Source organism: Aromatoleum petrolei, from assembly GCF_017894385.1.
Classification (GTDB): Bacteria; Pseudomonadota; Gammaproteobacteria; order Burkholderiales; family Rhodocyclaceae; genus Aromatoleum; species Aromatoleum petrolei.
In genome coordinates, this window is record NZ_CP059560.1 from 988,626 (window position 1) to 1,005,965 (window position 17,340).

Below are 17,340 nucleotides of genomic sequence, written 5' to 3' on the forward strand. Positions count from 1 at the left end.
GCCCGGTTCATCCTCTCCGGCCCGAGCGGGCGAGAACATGATGCCCAGGGATCCGCGGCCAACCGAGGGGGAGCGCATGGCTAGTCTTTCGCACGCGATTCACGCCTTTCAGGCCGGAGGTCTGTCCAGCAACGAGTTCTTCGCGCAGGTTGACCACGCCCTGAAGGCCGAAAAGACCGACTACACCCAACTCCTGGAAGTCCTTAGCGAGGAAAACACCAAGTACCCGCTGCCGCCGGACGTCTACGCGGAAGTGCATCGGCGTATCGAGCATTTGGCAGCGCCGGAGCAGAACAAGGGTGCCGCCACCAGCGCCGACCAGACCCGGATGCTGATCAACCCCGCCGACATGTTCCCGCCGGCCGATGCGGCCTCGCCCGCCCCGCCGGACGCCGAACCGGAGCGGGTCAAGGGCGTCGGCGAGACCATCAAGGGACGCTTCCGGCTGGAAGAATGCATCGGCTTCGGCGGCATGGGCACCGTTTACAAGGCGCTCGACCTGCGCAAGCTGGAAGCCTCCGACCGCAATCCCTACATCGCCATCAAGATCCTGAACGTCCAGTTCCGCGGCCACCCGAAATCGCTGATCGCCCTGCAGCGCGAAGCGAAGAAGGCGCAGACGCTCGCGCACCCGAACATCGTCACCGTGTATGACTTCGACCGCGACGGGTCGATGGTGTACCTGACCATGGAATACCTGGCCGGGCAGCCGCTGAGCCGCATGCTGCACGCGCCGGATTTTCGCGGCCTGCCCTATGCCGACGCCCTGCGCATCTTCACCGGGATGGCGAACGCACTGTCGTACGCACACGAGCGCGGCTTCGTGCACTGCGATTTCAAGCCGGCGAACGTCTTCCTCACCGACAATGGCCAGGTGAAGATCATCGACTTCGGCATCGCCCGCGTCTTCCGGCGCTCGGAGGAAGAAGTCGAGGCGACGATCTTCGACGCGGGCAGCCTGGGCGGCCTGACGCCCGCGTATGCGAGCCCCGAGATCCTCGAACACCTCGAACCCGATCCGCGCGACGACGTGTACGCGCTTGCCTGCATCACCTACGAACTGCTGACCGGCACCCACCCGTTCGGGCGCCTGCCGGCGACGCAGGCACGCAATGCCAATTTGCGCCCGCAGCGCCCGAAAGGACTTCCCGCCATGCAGTGGCGGGCCCTGCGCAACGCGTTGTCCTTCGATCGCGCGTCGCGCACGCCCAGCGTCGCGCAGTTCCTGCAGGGGATGAAAGGCGAGCACCGCCTGACCGTGCCCCTGGCGCTGGGCGTCGCTGGCCTCGCGACGGCAGCGCTGGTGGCGGTGACGGTGATCTGGTATTGGGAACCGTCCGACACCCCCGCGTCGCCGCAAGGTTCCGACGAACCGCCCGCCGCCCCGGCGCCGACCGCAGAAGCCGCGCCCCCGCTCCCGGCGCCGACCCCGGCGCCGACGCCGGTGCCCGTCGCACCGCCGCCCGCTCCCGCACTCTCGCTCGCCGCGGTCACGCCCGTTCTGGCCCAGGTGCCCTGTTCCGCACTGACGGCCTCGGTCAGCGGCGACGCGCTGCAGGTCCGGGGCTACGTGCCCGAGCGTTTCGGCGTCGCGCGCCTAACCGAGGCGCTCAATGCCATCCCGGGTGTCAAGACGCTGAAGGCCGACGTGCAGCAACTGAGCGACGACAAATGCAACGTGATCGCGGCGCTTTCGTCCCACTGGAACCGCAACTGGCAGGCCGGGCACCCGGCGTCGATCCGGATGCGCGGCGCCGTCGCCGAGCTCACGGAAGGCGACGCGCTGATCGTCGACGTCACCACGCCCGCCTATGAATCCTACGTCCACGTCGATTATCACGTCCTCGACGGCAGCGTCGCCCACCTCGTCCCAAGCCGGCGCGCGCGAGCCAACCAGGCGCCGCCCAACCACTCCGCGACCATCGGAACGCTCGCGGGCTGGACGATCTCGAAGCCTTTCGGTACGGAGCTGATCACGCTGCTCGTGACGCCCGTCCCGATCTTCGAAGGGTTGCGGCCAGAATTCGAATCACGGGCCGAATACCTGCGCGCTCTCGAACAGCGCCTGCGCGAGATCGCCGCCAAGCACGGCACGGACCGCATCGTCGCGGACTTCGTGCAGATCACCACTCGCGCGCGCGAACGCTGAGGCGTCGCGGCGCCTGCGCTACTTCAGGTCACGCGCAACGCGAAAGCCGTTCTGGGAATGCCGGACGCTCGCACCGTACTTGAAGCGCGTCGACGACGTCATGTAATCGGCCCCTTCCCGCCACGAGCCGCCGCGTATCACGCGAACCCGGCAGTCCGCGTCCTCCCACGAACGACCATCGGACGGGGCGCCCTTGTAGGAGCTGTGCCAGCAGTCGCTGACCCACTCCCACACGCTGCCGTTCATGTCGTGCAGGCCGAACGGGTTGGCGGCGAAGGAACCGGCCGATGCGGGACCGTCGGCGCGCGACGGTTCGCCGCAGTCCTTGCAGTTCGCATTGCCCGGCCGCATCTGGCTGCCCCACCAATAGCGGCTCGTCGTCCCGCCGCGAATTGCATATTCCCACTCGGCCTCGGTCGGCAGACGATACGGCTTGCCGCTCGTCTTCGCCAGCCACTTGACGTACTGCTGCGCGTCGTCCCAGCTCAGGTCGCGCACCGGCGCGTTCTTCGGGGCGTTGCCTTCGCTGCCCAGGCGCGGGCAGGCGCCGGCCTCGACGCAGGCGCCCCACTGCTCGTTGGTGACCTCGTACTTGGCGATCGCGAACGCCTGCGTGATGGTCACCGGATGCGCCGGCCGTTCGGACGGATCGTCGGTATTGCTGCCCATGACGAAGTCGCCTTGCGGCAAGCCGACCATGACGGGACAGGCCGGACAGTCGCGGATTTCAGTCAGGCTCGCCACGGCGGCAGCGGCTGCCGGCGCGACCCGCGGCGTCGCGCGTGGCCGCTCCGCAGCGGGGGCCGGCCGCACCCGTTCGGCCGCGGGCGGAGCAGCAGCGGGTGTCCTGGGCGGCGGGGGTTCGACCTTCGGTGCAGGAGCCTCGACCTTGGGTGCAGCGGGCGCGTCGGTCTTCGGCGCCGCCGCGCGCAGGCGCTCGATGCGCGCCTTGGCGAGGGCCGCGAAGCGGCCGTTCGGGTAGGCCTTCAGGTACGCCTCGTAATCGCTGGCGTGCTGGCTGTCCTTCACCGAATCCCAGAAGGTGAGTTCGTATTGGTCGGCACTGTCCTTCGGCAGGACCCCGGCCTGAACGCCCGCGCCGGCGCTCGCTCCCAACGCAACGATGATGAGCATTTCTCGCCACACGTCCGCACCTCGTTCGCCTTGTAGTTGAGCGTACGGCCTCCTCCGAAACGCGGGTTCCCGGGCGCTGCCATGGCAGTCCGGAAGCCCTCCCGGGCACTCGCGCGGAGAAAGGAGACATGGCCGGACGACCCCTCGCCCACCCCGGATTCGGGCGGCCACAGTCCCGCGATATCTCAGTTCATTATATGTATCTTTCCCGCAAGTTCCGTCCTAATGTGAAGTGATAATCAATTCGGGCAAGTCGGGCGCCGCATGCGCCCGGGATCGTGTGTTCGCTTCAGCTTTGTGCGGGGAGGATGCGCAGCATGTCGAGGGAAATCACTCTTGCCGCGCTGACGATGGCGGCTCTGACCATTGCGTCCGCGGCCGCCGCCGCGACGCCTTCACCGCCGAACGCCGAGGCCTACATCGTCTGGCCGCCTGATGGTGCAACGATCGTCGGTGGCAAGTTCTGGGTGCGGATGGGCCTGCGCAACATGGGCGTTGCGCCGAAAGGGGTGGACATGCCCAACGTCGGACACCACCACCTCCTCATCGACACCGAGCTGGTGACCGAGGGCGAGATTCCCTCGGATCGCAATCACCTGCATTTCGGCGCCGGCGAGACCGAGGCGCGCATCGAACTGCCGCCGGGCAAGCACACGCTGCAGATGCTCCTCGGCGACCACAGGCACGTGCCGCACGACCCGCCCGTGTATTCGAAAAAGGTCACGATCATCGTCCCCTGAGCGCACGGTCGGCCCGAGCCGTCGCCCGCAGTGGCGGTGTCCCCATCACGCAGTGAAGCAGTGGGAGCGAATTCATGTACAAGCCGTTCGTTGCCGCGATCGCGGCCTTGCTGCTCTCGGATCTGGCGCTCGCCGGCAGCACGCCCGCCCCGGCGAATGCCTATCTCTACATCGGCTGGCCGGTCGACGGCCAAGTCATGTCGGCCGGAAAGCCGTTCAAGGTCTGGTTCGGCCTGCGCAACATGGGGGTCGCGCCGAAGGGGGTGGCCTTCCCCAATACCGGCCATCACCACCTGCTGATCGACACGGACATGCCGGCGCTGGACCACGAGATCCCCTCGGATCGCAACCACCTTCACTTCGGCGCGGGCGAGACCGAGACGATGCTGGAACTCCCGCCCGGCAAGCACACGCTGCAACTGCTGATGGGCGACGACAAGCACGTCCCGCACAACCCGCCCGTCCGTTCGAGAAAGATCAGCATCACCGTACGGTGATGCGCGAACGTCAGAAGGCGAGCGGGTCGAACGCCGCCAGCGCGCCGCCCGCTTCGCGCACCGTGCGCCCGTGTGCCGCGGCCTGCGGCGCGAAGCTGGCCGCATAGAAACGCGCGAGTTCGACCAGGCTCTCGTGGTAGCCGGCATCGCCCTCCCCGGCCGCGATCCTGCGCCGCGCCGCCAGAGCGAGACGCGCCATCTGCCACATGCCGCATGCCGTACCCAGCAGATGCAGGAAGGGCACCGCCCCGGCCAGGACCTCGGCAAAGCGGTCCTTCCCCGCCGCAAGCAGCCAGTATGTCGTCTCGTTGAGCACGGCGATGTTCTCGACCAGCGCGTCGGCGATGGGGCCGAATCCCGCCTCCCGCCGCAACTCGGCAACGGTCGCGCGCAGTTCGGCGATCAGTTCGAACAGTGTCTCGCCGCCTTCGCGCAGGATCTTGCGCCCGACGAGATCGTTCGCCTGGATGCCGGTCGTGCCCTCGTAGATCGTGATGATGCGGGCATCGCGGGCGAACTGCGCGATGCCGGTTTCCTCGACGAAGCCCATGCCGCCGAACACCTGGATCGCGTCCGAACACGCCTGCTGGCCGACCTCGGTGCACCAGCCCTTCGCGACCGGCATCAGCAGGTCGACGTAGCGCTGCGCCTTGCCCGCAACGGCCGCGTCCGGGTGATGGTGCGCGGTGTCGAACCACGCCGCGGCCGTGTACAGCAGCGCGCGCATCGCCATCACACGCGCGCGCAGCGACAGCAGCATGCGCTTCACGTCCGGGTGGCACAGGATGGGCTTGCCCGCCTCGCCGGTGATCGCGTCGCGCCCCTGCACGCGCTCGCGCGCATAGGCGAGCGCCAGCTGGTAGGCGCGCTCGGCCAGCCCCGCGCCCTGCACGCCGACGCCGAAGCGCGCCTCGTTCATCATGATGAACATGGTTTCCAGCCCGCGATTCGGCTCGCCAACCAGCCAGCCGACCGCCCCGCCCGCATCGCCGTAGCTCATCGTGCAGGTCGGGCTGCCGTGGATGCCCATCTTGTGCTCGATGGCGATGCAGCGCACGTCGTTCTTCGCGCCGGGATTTCCGTCGGCGTCGAGCAGGTACTTCGGCACGAGAAAGAGCGACAGCCCCTTCACCCCCGCCGGGGCGTCCGGCAGGCGCGCGAGCACGAGATGGACGATGTTTTCGGTGAGCTCGTGTTCGCCCCAGGAGATGAAGATCTTCTGGCCGAAGACGCGGTATGTGCCGTCGGCCGCCGGTTCGGCGCGGGCGCGCGTCGCCGCGAGATCGGAACCCGCCTGCGGCTCCGTGAGGTTCATCGTGCTGCCCCACTCGCCGCTCACCACCTTGAGCAGCCAGGTCTGCTTCAGGTCCTCGCTCGCCGCGATGCGCAGCGCCTCGGCCTGGCTGACGTTCAACTGCGGCAGCATCGTGAAGGCCATGTTGGTCGAGAACCACATCTCCCACACGGGCGTTGAAACCAGCTTGGGCAGGCCCTGGCCGCCGTATTCGACCGGCAGCGACAGTCCGATCCAGCCCGCCTCGACGTACTGCTGCCAAGCCTCCTTCCAGCCCTCGGGAGTCGTCACCCGCCCGTCCGCCTCCAGCCGGCATCCCTGCTCGTCGCCCGCACGGTTGATCGGCGCGAGCACGCCCGCGGCGAACTTGCCCGCCTCGTCGAGGATCGCCTCGACGACGTCGGGCGTTGCCTCCTCGCAGCCCGGCAGCACCGTGACGGCGTCAAGCCCCGCGAGCTCGCGCAGGATGAAGTGCATGTCGCGCAGCGGCGCGATGTAATCGGTCATGGCAGCAGTCCGTTTTATGTGCCCGGAAACTTAGCACCGTTCGGGCTGAGCCTGTCGCAGCCCTGCCCTCGCCCTTTGCCAAGCTCAAGGCGAACGGAAGTAGTTGATCGCCGGGCTGATCAGCAATGTTTCACCGCGGCGCGAGCCGGATCGCACCGTCGAGGCGGATCGTCTCGCCGTTGAGCATCGCATTCTCCACGATCGAGCGTGCCAGCTGCGCGTATTCGGCCGGCTCGCCCAGCCGCGGCGGGAAGGGCACGGACTCCCCGAGCGACTTCTGCACGTCCTCGGGCAACCCCTTCATCATCGGCGTCAGGAACAGACCCGGTGCGATCGTGACGACGCGGATGCCGAAGCGCGCCAGCTCGCGCGCGATCGGCAGCGTCATCGACACGATGCCGCCCTTCGACGCCGCGTAGCCGGCCTGCCCGATCTGACCGTCGTAGGCGGCCACCGAGGCGGTGTTGATGATCACGCCGCGCTCGCCGCCGGCGTTCGCCGCGCCCTGCGCCATCGCCTCCGCGGCGATGCGGATCATGTTGAAGGTGCCCACCAGGTTGATATTCACGATGCGGGCGAAGACGTCGAGCGGATGCGGGCCGTCCTTGCCCAGCACCTTCGCGGCGTTGCCGATGCCGGCGCAGTTCACGAGGCCCTGCAGGCTGCCGAACCGTTGCACGGCGAGTTCGACGCAGCCGCGCGCGTCGGTCTCCGAGGCGACGTCGGTGCGATGGAAGGTCGCGCGCGGGCCGAGTTCGTCGGCGAGCCTCTCGCCTGCTGCCGCGTTCAGGTCGGCGATGACGACGTTGGCGCCCGCGGCGTGGAAGGCGCGCGCAGTGGCTTCGCCGAGTCCGGAGGCGCCACCGGTGATGATGAAGGTGTTGTGTTCGAGTTGCATCAGGTGTCCCTCAAGCCGCATTCTCGACGACGATCGCCACGCCCTGCCCGCCGCCGCAGCAAGCCGACGACACGCCGAACTGCAGGCCGGCCTCGCGCAGCTCGCGCGCCACTGTCGTCGTCAGGCGCACGCCCGACGCGCCGAGCGGATGCCCGATCGCGATCGCGCCGCCATGCACGTTGGTCTTGTCGCGGTCGAGCCCGAGCTCCTTCTCGCACGCGAGGTACTGCGCACCGAAGGCCTCGTTGATCTCGACGCGCCCCAGATCGCCCACCTTCAGTCCGGCTCGCGCCGCGGCCACGCGAATGGCCGGCGCCGGGCCGATGCCCATGATCTCCGGCGGCACCGCGACCGAGGCGCCGGCGACGATGCGCGCCAGCGGCTTCACGCCATGCGCCCGCACCCAGTCGCCGTGCGCGACGATCACCGCCGCTGCGCCATCGACGATCGCCGAGCTATTGCCGCCGGTCTGCACGCCACCGAAGGCCGGCTTCAGCTTTTGCAGGGTTTCCAGCGAAGTCGGTCGCACGTGACCGTCGCGGTCCACGCACTCGGCGCGATCGGCGAGCTTCAAGGCGCGCGGGTTATAGCCCGGGAGCACCCAGTTCGAATTCACCACGGATGCGACCTCGTCGGCGAAGTAGCCCGACTCCCATGCCGAGCAGGCGCGCACGAAACTCTGCGCGGCGAAGTGATCGACCTCCTCGCGCGAGATGCCGTAGCGCTTGGCAAGGTTCTCGGCGGTGTCGCCCATGCTGTCGCCCGGCGCGGTGTCCTTGGTCGCTTCCCACAGGAAATCGCGGAAGTCGAGCTGCCCCATGCGGAAGCCCGCGCGGTGCGTGTAGGCGGCGATCGGGTTGCGCGACATCGACTCGGTACCCACGCACAATGCGACCTTCGCCTTGCCGAGCGAAATCTGGTCGGCCGCGGCGAGGATGGTTTCGAAACCGGTGCCGCACAGGCGCTGCACTAGCAGCGCCGGCACGGCCGGATTTACCCCCGCATACAGGCCGATGTGGCGCGGCAGGAAGTAGGCGTCGAAGCTCGCCTGCGCCATGTTGCCGGCGACGATCGCATCGACCTCGCCGGCCGGGATGCCGCTGCGCTCGAACAGCGCGCGCGCCGCGAAGATGCCGAGATCGGTCGGCGACACGTCGCGCAGCGGGCCGTTGTAATCGGCGAAGGGCGTGCGCTGCCCTGCCACCAGCCAGATGTCGTCGTAGGCGCGCGCTTGCGCGGCGGCTTCGGATGCGGTGTATGGATTGCTCATCGCTGCGGTCCCAGTCCCTTGCGTTGCAGGAAGTGCCCGATGCGCTCGGCGACTTCCGGGCTGGTCTGTGTCAATGCGGCGGTCAGCGATTCGACGAAGAAACCGTCGTCGCTCGACAGGTTGTCGATGCGCTGTACGGCGCTGACCATCGCCCAGTTCGCCATCGGCGCGTTCTCGGCGATGCGGCGCGCGAGCTGCTGCGCCTTCGCCAGCGCCTCGCCGGGGCCGACGAGGTAGTGCGACAGGCCGAGGCGCTGGCCCTCGTCGGATTCGAGGATGCGCCCGGTCAGCATCATTTCGCACATGCGCCCCGCGCCGATGATCTTCGCGACGCGCACCGATGCCCCGCCGCCGACGAAGATGCCGTGTCGGCCTTCCGGCAACTGATAGATCGTGTTCGGTTCCGCGACCCGCACGTGGGCCGAGGTCGCCAGCTCCAGCCCGCCGCCGATCACCGCGCCGTGCAGCGCCGCGACGACCGGGATGCCGCCGTTCTGGATGCTGTCGAACACGCGATGCCATCCGCGCGAGTGCTGCATCACGCCGAAGGGGTCGCGATGCTGGTGCTCGGTGAGATCCAGCCCGGCGCAGAAATGCTCGCCCTCGCCGCCCAGCACGATCACGCGCGTGCCTTCAGGCACGGCCGCGAAGGCGGCGTCGATGGCACTCAGGAGGCGGTCGCTGATCGCGTTGCGCTTCGCGGGCCGCGCCAGCATCACCGTATAGATGTTGTCCTCAAACGAGGTTCTTACCAGTTCTTCGCTCATGGCGATCCTTCTTTCCTTGTTCCGGCCGCCCATGGCGGGCGGCCCCGATGTCACGCGGTGATGACTGCCTTGTCCGGCATCTCGGCGTACAGCACCGCGACAAGATCCGCGCGCCGTGCCAACACCGCACGCTGGTTGATGTAGCCCTTGTCGGTGATCTCGCCCGCCTCCACCGACGGCGGTTCGGCCATCAGCAGCGCCCGCGTCGGCACCGTCGAGGATCCGCCCCCGCCCTGCGTCAGCGCAGTCATGCCCAGGCGCACCCGTGCCAGCACCGCCGGATTTGCCAGCACCTGCTCCACCGGCGCATTGGCCGGCAGGCCGGGGCACAGCGAGCGGCACTCGGAGACGTTCGGGAAGACCAGGAAGCCGATCTCGTCGCGGTCGTGGCCGGTTACGACGATGTCCTGGGCGACGGGCTTCAGCGCGTCGATCCCCTTCACGCGCAGCGCGCCCACGTGCACCCAGGTACCCGTCAGCAGCTTGAAGTCCTCGCCCACACGGCCGTCGAACAGCAGCCCCTCTTCGGGCCGCGCCGGATCGACGAACTCGACCGCATCGCCGATCAGGTAGAAGCCTTCCTCGTCGAAGGACTTCGCCGTGAGCTCGGGCTGCTTCCAGTAGCCGGGGAACACGTTCGGACCGCGCACGCGCACTTCCAGTTTGTCCGCGCTCGGCACCAGCTTCAGTTCGACGCCCGGCACCGGCACGCCGATCACCCCCGAGCGCACCGCCTGGAAATGGCAGTCGGTCGCGAGCGGCGCGGTCTCGGTCGAACCCCACGACGACACCATCGCAACGCGGCGGCCGATGGATTCCTCCGACAGGTTCTCCAGCTCCGCCCACAGGTGCTGCGGCAGCGCCGCGCCGGCGTAGAAGATCAGCTTCAGGCGCCCGAAGAAGGCGTTGCGCAGTTCGGCGTCGCGACGCAGTTCGGGCACCAGCATGTCGTAGGCGCGCGGCACGCTGAAGTAAATCGTCGGCGACACCTCCTTGAGGTTGCGCAAGGTCTTGCCCAGCAGCGCCGGCACCGGCTTGCCGTCATCGATGTAGAGGCTGCCGCCGCAGCGCAGCACCATGTTCAGGTTGTGATTGCTGCCGAAGGTATGGCTCCACGGCAGCCAGTCCACCAGCACCGGGGGCTCGTCCCTGAGGAAGGGCCACACCAGTTCCTTCGCCAACTGGCTCGCGCACAGCATGCGCTGCGTGTTGATGACCGCCTTGGGCGTACCGACCGAACCGGACGTGAAGAGGAACTTGGCGATCGTGTCGGGCGTGATGCGATCGAAGGCACGCATCACCGCGGCCTCGTCGCCGCTTCTCTTGCCACCACTCGCCTCGATGTCCGCGAAGGCGACGCAACCGGCCACCTGTCCACTCCGGCGGCCCGCGAGGACCACACCGTCGTGCAACGGCCGAACCGCTTCGATCGCCGCCGCGAAGCGCCCAACCTCGTCGGCATAGATCACGCCGGGGCGCATCAGCTCGATGTTGCCCTTGAGCTTGGCGAAGTCCTTCGACATCAGCGAGTTGCCCGTCGAGATCGCGCACGAAGGCACGCCGATGTGCATCGCCGCGTACATCAGCAGCGCATGCTCGATGGAATTGTCGGACAGGATCACCACCGGCCGCTCGGCGGACAGGTTCTGCCCCAGCAGCCAGGTCGCGATCGCGACCACGCGCCGGCGCGCCTCGCCGTAGGTGACCCTGTCCCACTCGCCCGCCGCGTTGCGCTCGGCGAGGAAGACGCGCTCCGGCGCCTCCCGCGCCCAGTGCTCCAGCCACTCGCCGACGCAGCGCGCGTAGGTCTGAGGCAGCGTGATGCCCGACCGCAGGACCCGGCTTCCATCGGGCCTTTCCTCGATATTCACGACCGGGCGCGCGAACATCGCGTCGATCTCGTTGCGTGTGCTCATGAATCGTCCCCGCATGCGCTGCTTACTTGATCAGCCGGTAATTGCCGCTGTCGATCTTCACCAGCACGTGCGAGCGCTCGTCCAGGCCGAAATGGTCGTTGGCGTTCATGTTGTAGACGCCGTGGCTCGCGACGACTTCCCTGTTCCCCTCGAGCGCGTCGCGCAGGGCCGTGCGGAACTCCGGCGTACCCGGCTTGGCGCTCTTCAGCGCGACCGGTACCGCCTGCTCGATCAGCCGCCACGCGTCGAAGGCATGACCTGCAAAGGACGAGAACGAGCCGGCGCCGTACTTCTCCTCGTACTTCGTCACGAGACTCTTGCCGATCGTCTTGGACGGATGCGAATCGGCAATCTGATCCACCACCACCACCGGCCCAACCGGGATGATCACGCCGTCGGCCGCCTTGCCCGCGACCTTGAGAAAGGCCTGGTTGGCGACCGCGTGCGTCTGATACACCTGCCCCCTGTAACCGCGCTCGACCAGCGTGGTCTGCGGCAGCGCGGCGGGGCTACCCGAACCGACGACCAGGATCGCGTCGGGTCGCGCCGACATCAGCTTCAGCACCTGGCCGCTCACCGAGGTGTCCGCACGCGCATAGCGTTCGGTCGCAACGAGCTTGATGCCAGCCGCCTCCGCCTTGCCCATCACCGACGTCAGCCAGTCCTCGCCATACGCGTCCGAGAAACCGATGAAGCCGAGCGTTTTCACGCCGTTCTGCTTCATGTGGCCGACCAACGCCGCGGCCATCACGCTGTTCTGCTGCGGGGTGCGGAACACCCACTTGTTGCGCTCGGCCGGCAGCGATACGGGACTGATCGTGACCTGCGGCGTGGCGCTCTCGCTGGCCACCTCGGCGATCGCAGCGGTCGCCGGCGTCGTCGAGGAACCGATCAGCACGTCCACCTTGTCCTCGGTCACCAGCTTGCGCGCGTTCTTCGTCGCCATCGTCGGATCGGTGGCATCGTCGAGCACGACGAAATTGACCTTCTCGTTGCCGATCTGCGTCGGCAGCAGCGCAAACACGTTCTTCTCGGGAATCCCCAGCGAGGCGCCCGGCCCCGTCGCCGACAGCGAGATGCCGATCGTGATGTCGGCCAGCGCCGGCGAAACGTACGAGGCGGCGGCCAGCGAGCACAGCACTGCGAGTTTCTTGACCTGCATGTTCACTCACTCCTTTGGTGTCTTTGCGCCCGACGGTGTCGGGTCGATTGGATGGCGGCTCCGGCCGCTCTGTCGCCGGACCTCGTCATGGGTCGGCATGGTGTCCAAGTTAGCAGCGCTATTGTTACTTGTCAAACACTTGTTCGATTAGTTTGTACACCGGCCTACACCCCCTGGTACGACCGTCCTGGATTGCGGAACTGGACGCCCGAAGGTTCGCCGGTACTCGGCGCACAAGAGACAGGCGTGGTGCTCATTGCGTCGCGCGTCCTTTCTATTGACGCCCGGACAACCATCTCAAACACTGGATCAAGTCGTCCAATCATCAACAAGGGCGGGGAGGGCCGAAATGCTCGTCCGGAAGACCGCACACGCACCCTGACGCCCTGCACGCTATGATTCCCGCCCCACAACAGCAGCCAAAGACCTTTTCGATGACCTCCGCCCCGGCCGCCGCCCACGACGATCCGCAGCCCTCCCCGACCGAGGCCGAGATCCTGCGGCTGTCGCGGGAGGAACCCGGGCTCGGGCAGGCCGCCGTTGCCGAACGCCTGCGCCGCACCGGACTGACGATCTCGCCTTCCGGCGTGCGCTACATCTGGCAGAAGCACGGCCTCGAGACCACCGCCAAGCGCCTGCAGGCCCTCGTGGACGCCACCCCCGAGGGCCTCGCCACCCTCACCGACAACCAGCGCGAGCTCCTCGAACGCGGCACGCTCAGCACCCAACTGGCGATATGCGCCAGCGACGGTTCGGGCGACCATGACGAACCGCGCGACCGCCGCCAGATCATCCTCGACGCCGCCGCCGAACTCTTCTCCGAGCAGGGCTACGACCGCAGTTCGATCCGCGACATCGCGCGCAAGGTCGGGCTGCTGCCCGGCTCCGTCTACCATCACTTCGCGTCCAAGGACGAGCTCTACCTCGCCGTCCACCACGAAGGTTTCCAGCGCGTCATGCACACGATCACCAAGGAGATCGAGGCCCTTTCCGACCCTTGGGCGCGACTACGCCGCGCCTGCGAGGTGCACGTCACCCAGATGATCGAAGGCCCGGCGGTCGAGCGCATCACCGGGCACAACCTCGCACTCGTCGGCAACCAGGAACTCCTCGCGAAGATTCAGCCGGCGCGCGAAGCCTACGAACAACTATTCCGCGACCTGGTCAACGCCCTGCCCCTCGCAGCCGGCACGGACCGCTCGCTGCTGCGCCTGTTCCTGCTCGGCGGCATGAACTGGGTCTACCTGTGGTATCGCGAAGGCCGCCGCACCCCGCAGCAGATCGCCGAGGCGATGGTCGAGATGGTCCGCCGCGGCGTCGCGCCGCCCTGAACGCCAACTCGCGGGGCAGAAGCCCCGTTTCCTTGCCTTTCCGCCGCGATCCTCCATAACTGAAATGGATGATCGGAGACGGCCATGTTCAAGGACAGGGAAGACGCCGCGCGCCAACTCGCGGCCAGGCTCAAGGGACGCCCGCTGAAGAATCCGCTCGTGTTGGCGATACCACGCGGCGGCGTCGTCACCGGCGCCGTGCTCGCACGCGAACTCGGCGCGGAGCTCGACGTCGTGCTCGCCCGCAAGCTGCGCGCCCGCTACGACCCGGAGCTCGCGATCGGCGCGATCGGAGAGGACGGCGAGGAGTACCTCGCCGACTATGCGCGCTCGGTGATCGGCGTCGATGACGAATACCTCCAGCGCGAGCGTGCGCACCAGATCGCCGAGATCGACCGCCGCAAGGAACGCTTCCGCGCCGTGCGCCCCGCGGCCGAAATCACAGGACGCTCGGTGATCGTCACCGACGACGGCGTGGCGACCGGCGCGACCATGCTCGCGGCGCTGCACGTGATCCGCGCGAAGCAGCCGCACGAGCTGATCGTCGCCGTCCCGGTCGCCCCGCCCGACACGCTGGACACCCTCGCCCGCCACTGCGACGACGTCGAATGCGTGCTCAAGCCGACCTGGCTGGGCGGCATCAGCGGCTTCTACGGCGACTTCACGCAAGTCGAGGACGAGGAGGCCTTGCGCCTGCTGCGCGACTACCGCCGCCCTGCGCCCCGCCCGTAGCCGCATCCACCGATCGCGCCGCCGCTAGCGGCGGCCCGACGTCGCAACCACGCCTTGCGCCCCTCCTCCAGCGCCACCATCGCGAACGCGAAGGGCAGCATCCGTAGCCAGATCTCTGCGTCCAGTGGCGCGGTGCCGAAAATGGCGTTGCCGACCGGCAGGTAGACGATCGCCGCGATCAGCGCCAACTCGAACCCCAGCCCCCACAGCAATAGCCGATTCGCCCCCAGCCCCGGGGGCCAGGCAGCCTGGCGCGCATCGCGGCACAGGAACAGGTTTGCGACCTGCATCACGACGATCGTCGTCAGGCAGGCCGTGGTCGCCTCCAGATACAGGGGATCCAGCCTTCCCAGCCCCTCGCCGTGCACCCAGCCGCCCGCCGCGAGCACGCCGAAGAACACGGCGAGCGACGCCGCCGACTCCAGCACACCGAGGAACAGGTAGGCCCGCGCGACCAGCGCTCCGTCCACCAGGCGCGCACTGCGCGGGCGCGGCGGCCGCTTCATCAGCCCCGGGGACGGCGGCTCGGCGCCGAGCGCGAGCGCCGGCAGCATGTCGGTGCCGAGATCGACCGCCAGGATCTGGATCACCGTCAGCGGCAGGGGCACGCGCAGCAGCACGAACACCAGGCACGGGACCAGTTCGGGGATGTTCGACGTCAGGATGTAGGTCAGAAACTTGCGCAGGTTCTCGAACACCGCGCGCCCTTCCTCGATCGCGCTGACGATGGTCGCGAAGTGGTCGTCCAGCAGCACCATGTCCGCCGCCTCCTTCGCCACGTCGGTGCCGCCGCGCCCCATCGCGATGCCGATGTCCGCCGCCCGCAGCGCCGGCGCGTCGTTCACGCCGTCGCCGGTCACCGCGACCACGTCTCCGCGCCGTTGCAGGGCCTGCACGACACGCAGCTTGTGCTCCGCCGTGACGCGCGCGCAGATCACCTCGGGACTGTCGAGCGCCAGCGCGAGCTGCGCCGCGTTCATCCGCGCGACGTCCTCGCCGCGCAACACCCGCGGCGCCTCTCCGGTAAGGCCGATCTCGCGTCCGATCGCGACGGCCGTCGCCGGGTAATCCCCGGTCACCATGATCACGCGGATGCCCGCCTCGCGGCAGCAGGCCACCGCCTCGCGCACATCCGGCCGCGGCGGATCCTCGATGCCGGCAAGCCCTTCGAGGATCAGGTCTCGCTCGGCCTCGTCTTTGGCCCTATCGTCGGCGACCGTCTCACCGGCATCGAGCCGGCGCCGCGCCAGTGCGATCACCCGCAGGCCGCGCCGCGCCATCGCATCGAGCGCGCTGCGGACGGCGTCCGCATCCACCGCGACGGTCCCGCCATCGGGTGCACGCTGCAGCACGCAGCGCGGCACGACGACCTCCGGCGCGCCCTTGCACAGCAACCAGACGTCGCCACCCTCCGCCACCGCCACCGACATCCGGTTGCGCCCCGTCTCGAACGGCAGTTCGGCGATCCGCGTGCCCGACTCCCGCACACCCCATGCCGCGGCGCACTCGACCAGCGCGACCTCCATCGGATCGCCCGCGTAGCCGCCCTCCACATCCGCATCGGGACGCAGGCTGTGGCACCCTGCGGCAACGGCCAGCAAGCCCGCCAGCTCCGCGGTCACGCCCGGCCCGTTCGCCCCCTCCGCCCCTGCCGGGCGCGGCGTCCGCTCCCTCCCCCCGGCCAGCAGGCTCACGACGCGCATGCGGTTCTCGGTCAGTGTCCCGGTCTTGTCGGTGCAGATCACCGTCGTCGCGCCGAGCGCCTCGACCGCCGGCAGGTGGCGCACCAGCGCATTGCGCCGCGCCATGCGCTGCGTCGCCATCGCGAGGGACAGCGTCACGGTCGGCATCAGCCCCTCCGGCACGTTGGCGACGATGATCGCGATCGCGAACAGCGCGCTGTCCCAGAAAGGCACGCCGATCGCGCGCCCGACGAAGAAGAACACCGCGCCCAGCGCCGTCGCCGCCAGCGCGACGAGCCGCGACAGACGGGCGATCTCCAGCGCCAGCGGCGACGGCCGCTCCTCCGTGTGCTGGCTCAGGTGCGCGATGCGACCGAACTCCGTGTGCATGCCGGTTGCAAACACCACCGCCCGCGCATGCCCGGCCACGACGGAGGTCCCCGCGAGCACGAGGTTGCGCGCGTCCTCGGCCCCTGCGGCCTCCACCGGTTCGGCCACCCGTCCCACCGGCCGCGACTCGCCCGTCACCGTCGCGGCATTCACGCGCAGTCCCTGCGCCCCGATCACGCGGCAGTCGGCCGGCACGTTGTCGCCCGCTTCCAGCACGATCACGTCGCCCGGCACGAGGTCCTGCGCCAGCACCGTCTCCAGCACCCCGTCGCGGCAGACCAGCGCACGCTGCGGCAACAGCGCCGCCAGCGCCTCGATCGCCCGCTCGGCGCGATACTCCTGCCAGAACGAGAAACATCCGTTCACGAAGATCACGCCGACGATCGCGGCGGCCAGCGCGCCCATGCCCTGCCCCGGATCGAACCGGTCGGCGACCAGCGCAAGCGCCGCTGCAATCCACAGGATGATCGCGAAGAAATGGGTGAATTCGCGCGCAAAGCGCAGCGCGAGGACTTGTCGCGGACGGGCCTCGACGCGGTTGCGTCCGAAGGTCGCAAGACGGCGCGCGGCCTCGGCGACGCCCAGACCTTCGCGCCCCGTTCCGAGCCCCGCCAACACCTCATCGACCTGTCCGCGCCAGATGTCCATGCCCGCCCCCGGTCCCTCTCCCGCCACAGGCGCCACGGGGCCTTCCCCCTTCCGGCTCCGCGACCTGTATTCAGCATGGATCGCGATCGCCGTTGCGCAATGGCAGAGAAAGCCGGATTCGCGTGAAAATTGCACACATCAACCAAATAAGCGTTGCCTTATACCCGGCCACCCTACGTAGATGATGAATCTTCGGTTACTATCACTTACAGGTTACTCTCGA

Annotated in this window: 13 protein-coding genes; 5 read left to right on the top strand and 8 right to left on the bottom strand. The window is 68.5% G+C overall.

Annotated features, from left to right (window positions below; genetic code table 11):
- Window positions 1–76 precede the first annotated feature (76 nt).
- On the top strand, window positions 77–2,149 hold the full coding sequence (locus ToN1_RS04460; protein WP_169208253.1) for a serine/threonine protein kinase: 2,073 nt from the start codon (window positions 77–79) through the stop codon (window positions 2,147–2,149).
- Window positions 2,150–2,167: 18 nt separating this feature from the next.
- On the opposite strand, the gene ToN1_RS04465 is transcribed toward ToN1_RS04460, so the two are convergent.
- A complete protein-coding gene (locus ToN1_RS04465; RefSeq protein ID WP_169208252.1) occupies window positions 2,168–3,283 on the bottom strand; it encodes a formylglycine-generating enzyme family protein in 1,116 nt (371 codons plus the stop codon).
- A 317-nt stretch (window positions 3,284–3,600) separates the two neighbouring features.
- On the opposite strand from ToN1_RS04465, the gene ToN1_RS04470 reads away from it, so the two are divergent.
- Window positions 3,601–4,023, top strand: coding sequence for a DUF4399 domain-containing protein (locus ToN1_RS04470; RefSeq protein WP_169208251.1), 423 nt, complete (start codon window positions 3,601–3,603; stop codon window positions 4,021–4,023).
- A gap of 74 nt (window positions 4,024–4,097) precedes the next feature.
- Complete coding sequence (locus ToN1_RS04475; protein ID WP_169208250.1) at window positions 4,098–4,520, top strand: DUF4399 domain-containing protein; 423 nt, start codon at window positions 4,098–4,100, stop codon at window positions 4,518–4,520.
- Window positions 4,521–4,530: 10 nt separating this feature from the next.
- Here ToN1_RS04475 and ToN1_RS04480 read toward each other — a convergent pair whose 3' ends face one another.
- The 6 genes from ToN1_RS04480 to ToN1_RS04505 all read right to left on the bottom strand — a co-directional run bounded on the left by ToN1_RS04480 (window position 4,531) and on the right by ToN1_RS04505 (window position 12,334).
- Window positions 4,531–6,321 carry an acyl-CoA dehydrogenase gene (locus ToN1_RS04480; protein ID WP_169208249.1) on the bottom strand — a complete coding sequence of 597 codons (1,791 nt, stop codon included), beginning with the start codon at window positions 6,319–6,321 and terminating at the stop codon, window positions 4,531–4,533.
- A gap of 130 nt (window positions 6,322–6,451) precedes the next feature.
- A complete protein-coding gene (locus tag ToN1_RS04485) occupies window positions 6,452–7,219 on the bottom strand; it encodes a 3-hydroxyacyl-CoA dehydrogenase (protein ID WP_169208248.1) in 768 nt (255 codons plus the stop codon).
- 10 nt (window positions 7,220–7,229) lie between these two features.
- A complete protein-coding gene (locus ToN1_RS04490) occupies window positions 7,230–8,489 on the bottom strand; it encodes a thiolase family protein (protein ID WP_169208247.1) in 1,260 nt (419 codons plus the stop codon).
- The gene (locus ToN1_RS04495; protein WP_169208246.1) at window positions 8,486–9,256 is read right to left on the bottom strand and encodes a crotonase/enoyl-CoA hydratase family protein; all 771 of its coding nucleotides are present in this window, start codon (window positions 9,254–9,256) and stop codon (window positions 8,486–8,488) included. The genes ToN1_RS04490 and ToN1_RS04495 overlap by 4 nt, the downstream gene beginning before the upstream one ends.
- Window positions 9,257–9,306: 50 nt before the next feature.
- Window positions 9,307–11,172: a feruloyl-CoA synthase gene (locus ToN1_RS04500; RefSeq protein WP_169208245.1), complete on the bottom strand. Its 1,866-nt coding sequence runs from the start codon at window positions 11,170–11,172 to the stop codon at window positions 9,307–9,309.
- Window positions 11,173–11,194: 22 nt separating this feature from the next.
- Window positions 11,195–12,334 (bottom strand): ABC transporter substrate-binding protein, encoded by a 1,140-nt coding sequence (locus ToN1_RS04505; protein ID WP_169208244.1) that lies wholly within the window; start codon window positions 12,332–12,334, stop codon window positions 11,195–11,197.
- 434 nt (window positions 12,335–12,768) lie between these two features.
- Between ToN1_RS04505 and ToN1_RS04510 the strand changes: the two genes are divergently transcribed.
- Both ToN1_RS04510 and ToN1_RS04515 read left to right on the top strand, forming a co-directional pair.
- Complete coding sequence (locus ToN1_RS04510; protein WP_169208243.1) at window positions 12,769–13,665, top strand: TetR/AcrR family transcriptional regulator; 897 nt, start codon at window positions 12,769–12,771, stop codon at window positions 13,663–13,665.
- An 84-nt stretch (window positions 13,666–13,749) separates the two neighbouring features.
- A complete protein-coding gene (locus ToN1_RS04515; RefSeq protein ID WP_210148019.1) occupies window positions 13,750–14,397 on the top strand; it encodes a phosphoribosyltransferase in 648 nt (215 codons plus the stop codon).
- Here ToN1_RS04515 and ToN1_RS04520 read toward each other — a convergent pair.
- Complete coding sequence (locus tag ToN1_RS04520; protein ID WP_210148020.1) at window positions 14,370–17,117, bottom strand: cation-translocating P-type ATPase; 2,748 nt, start codon at window positions 17,115–17,117, stop codon at window positions 14,370–14,372. The genes ToN1_RS04515 and ToN1_RS04520 overlap by 28 nt on opposite strands.
- Between the last annotated feature and the right edge of the window lie 223 nt (window positions 17,118–17,340).

Coding starts and splice junctions, on each gene's coding strand:
- ToN1_RS04460 (WP_169208253.1), top strand. CDS start 77: ATGGCTAGTCTTTCGCACGCGATTCACGCCTTTCAGGCCGGAGGTCTG.
- ToN1_RS04465 (WP_169208252.1), bottom strand. CDS start 3,283: ATGCTCATCATCGTTGCGTTGGGAGCGAGCGCCGGCGCGGGCGTTCAG.
- ToN1_RS04470 (WP_169208251.1), top strand. CDS start 3,601: ATGTCGAGGGAAATCACTCTTGCCGCGCTGACGATGGCGGCTCTGACC.
- ToN1_RS04475 (WP_169208250.1), top strand. CDS start 4,098: ATGTACAAGCCGTTCGTTGCCGCGATCGCGGCCTTGCTGCTCTCGGAT.
- ToN1_RS04480 (WP_169208249.1), bottom strand. CDS start 6,321: ATGACCGATTACATCGCGCCGCTGCGCGACATGCACTTCATCCTGCGC.
- ToN1_RS04485 (WP_169208248.1), bottom strand. CDS start 7,219: ATGCAACTCGAACACAACACCTTCATCATCACCGGTGGCGCCTCCGGA.
- ToN1_RS04490 (WP_169208247.1), bottom strand. CDS start 8,489: ATGAGCAATCCATACACCGCATCCGAAGCCGCCGCGCAAGCGCGCGCC.
- ToN1_RS04495 (WP_169208246.1), bottom strand. CDS start 9,256: ATGAGCGAAGAACTGGTAAGAACCTCGTTTGAGGACAACATCTATACG.
- ToN1_RS04500 (WP_169208245.1), bottom strand. CDS start 11,172: ATGAGCACACGCAACGAGATCGACGCGATGTTCGCGCGCCCGGTCGTG.
- ToN1_RS04505 (WP_169208244.1), bottom strand. CDS start 12,334: ATGCAGGTCAAGAAACTCGCAGTGCTGTGCTCGCTGGCCGCCGCCTCG.
- ToN1_RS04510 (WP_169208243.1), top strand. CDS start 12,769: ATGACCTCCGCCCCGGCCGCCGCCCACGACGATCCGCAGCCCTCCCCG.
- ToN1_RS04515 (WP_210148019.1), top strand. CDS start 13,750: ATGTTCAAGGACAGGGAAGACGCCGCGCGCCAACTCGCGGCCAGGCTC.
- ToN1_RS04520 (WP_210148020.1), bottom strand. CDS start 17,117: ATGGACATCTGGCGCGGACAGGTCGATGAGGTGTTGGCGGGGCTCGGA.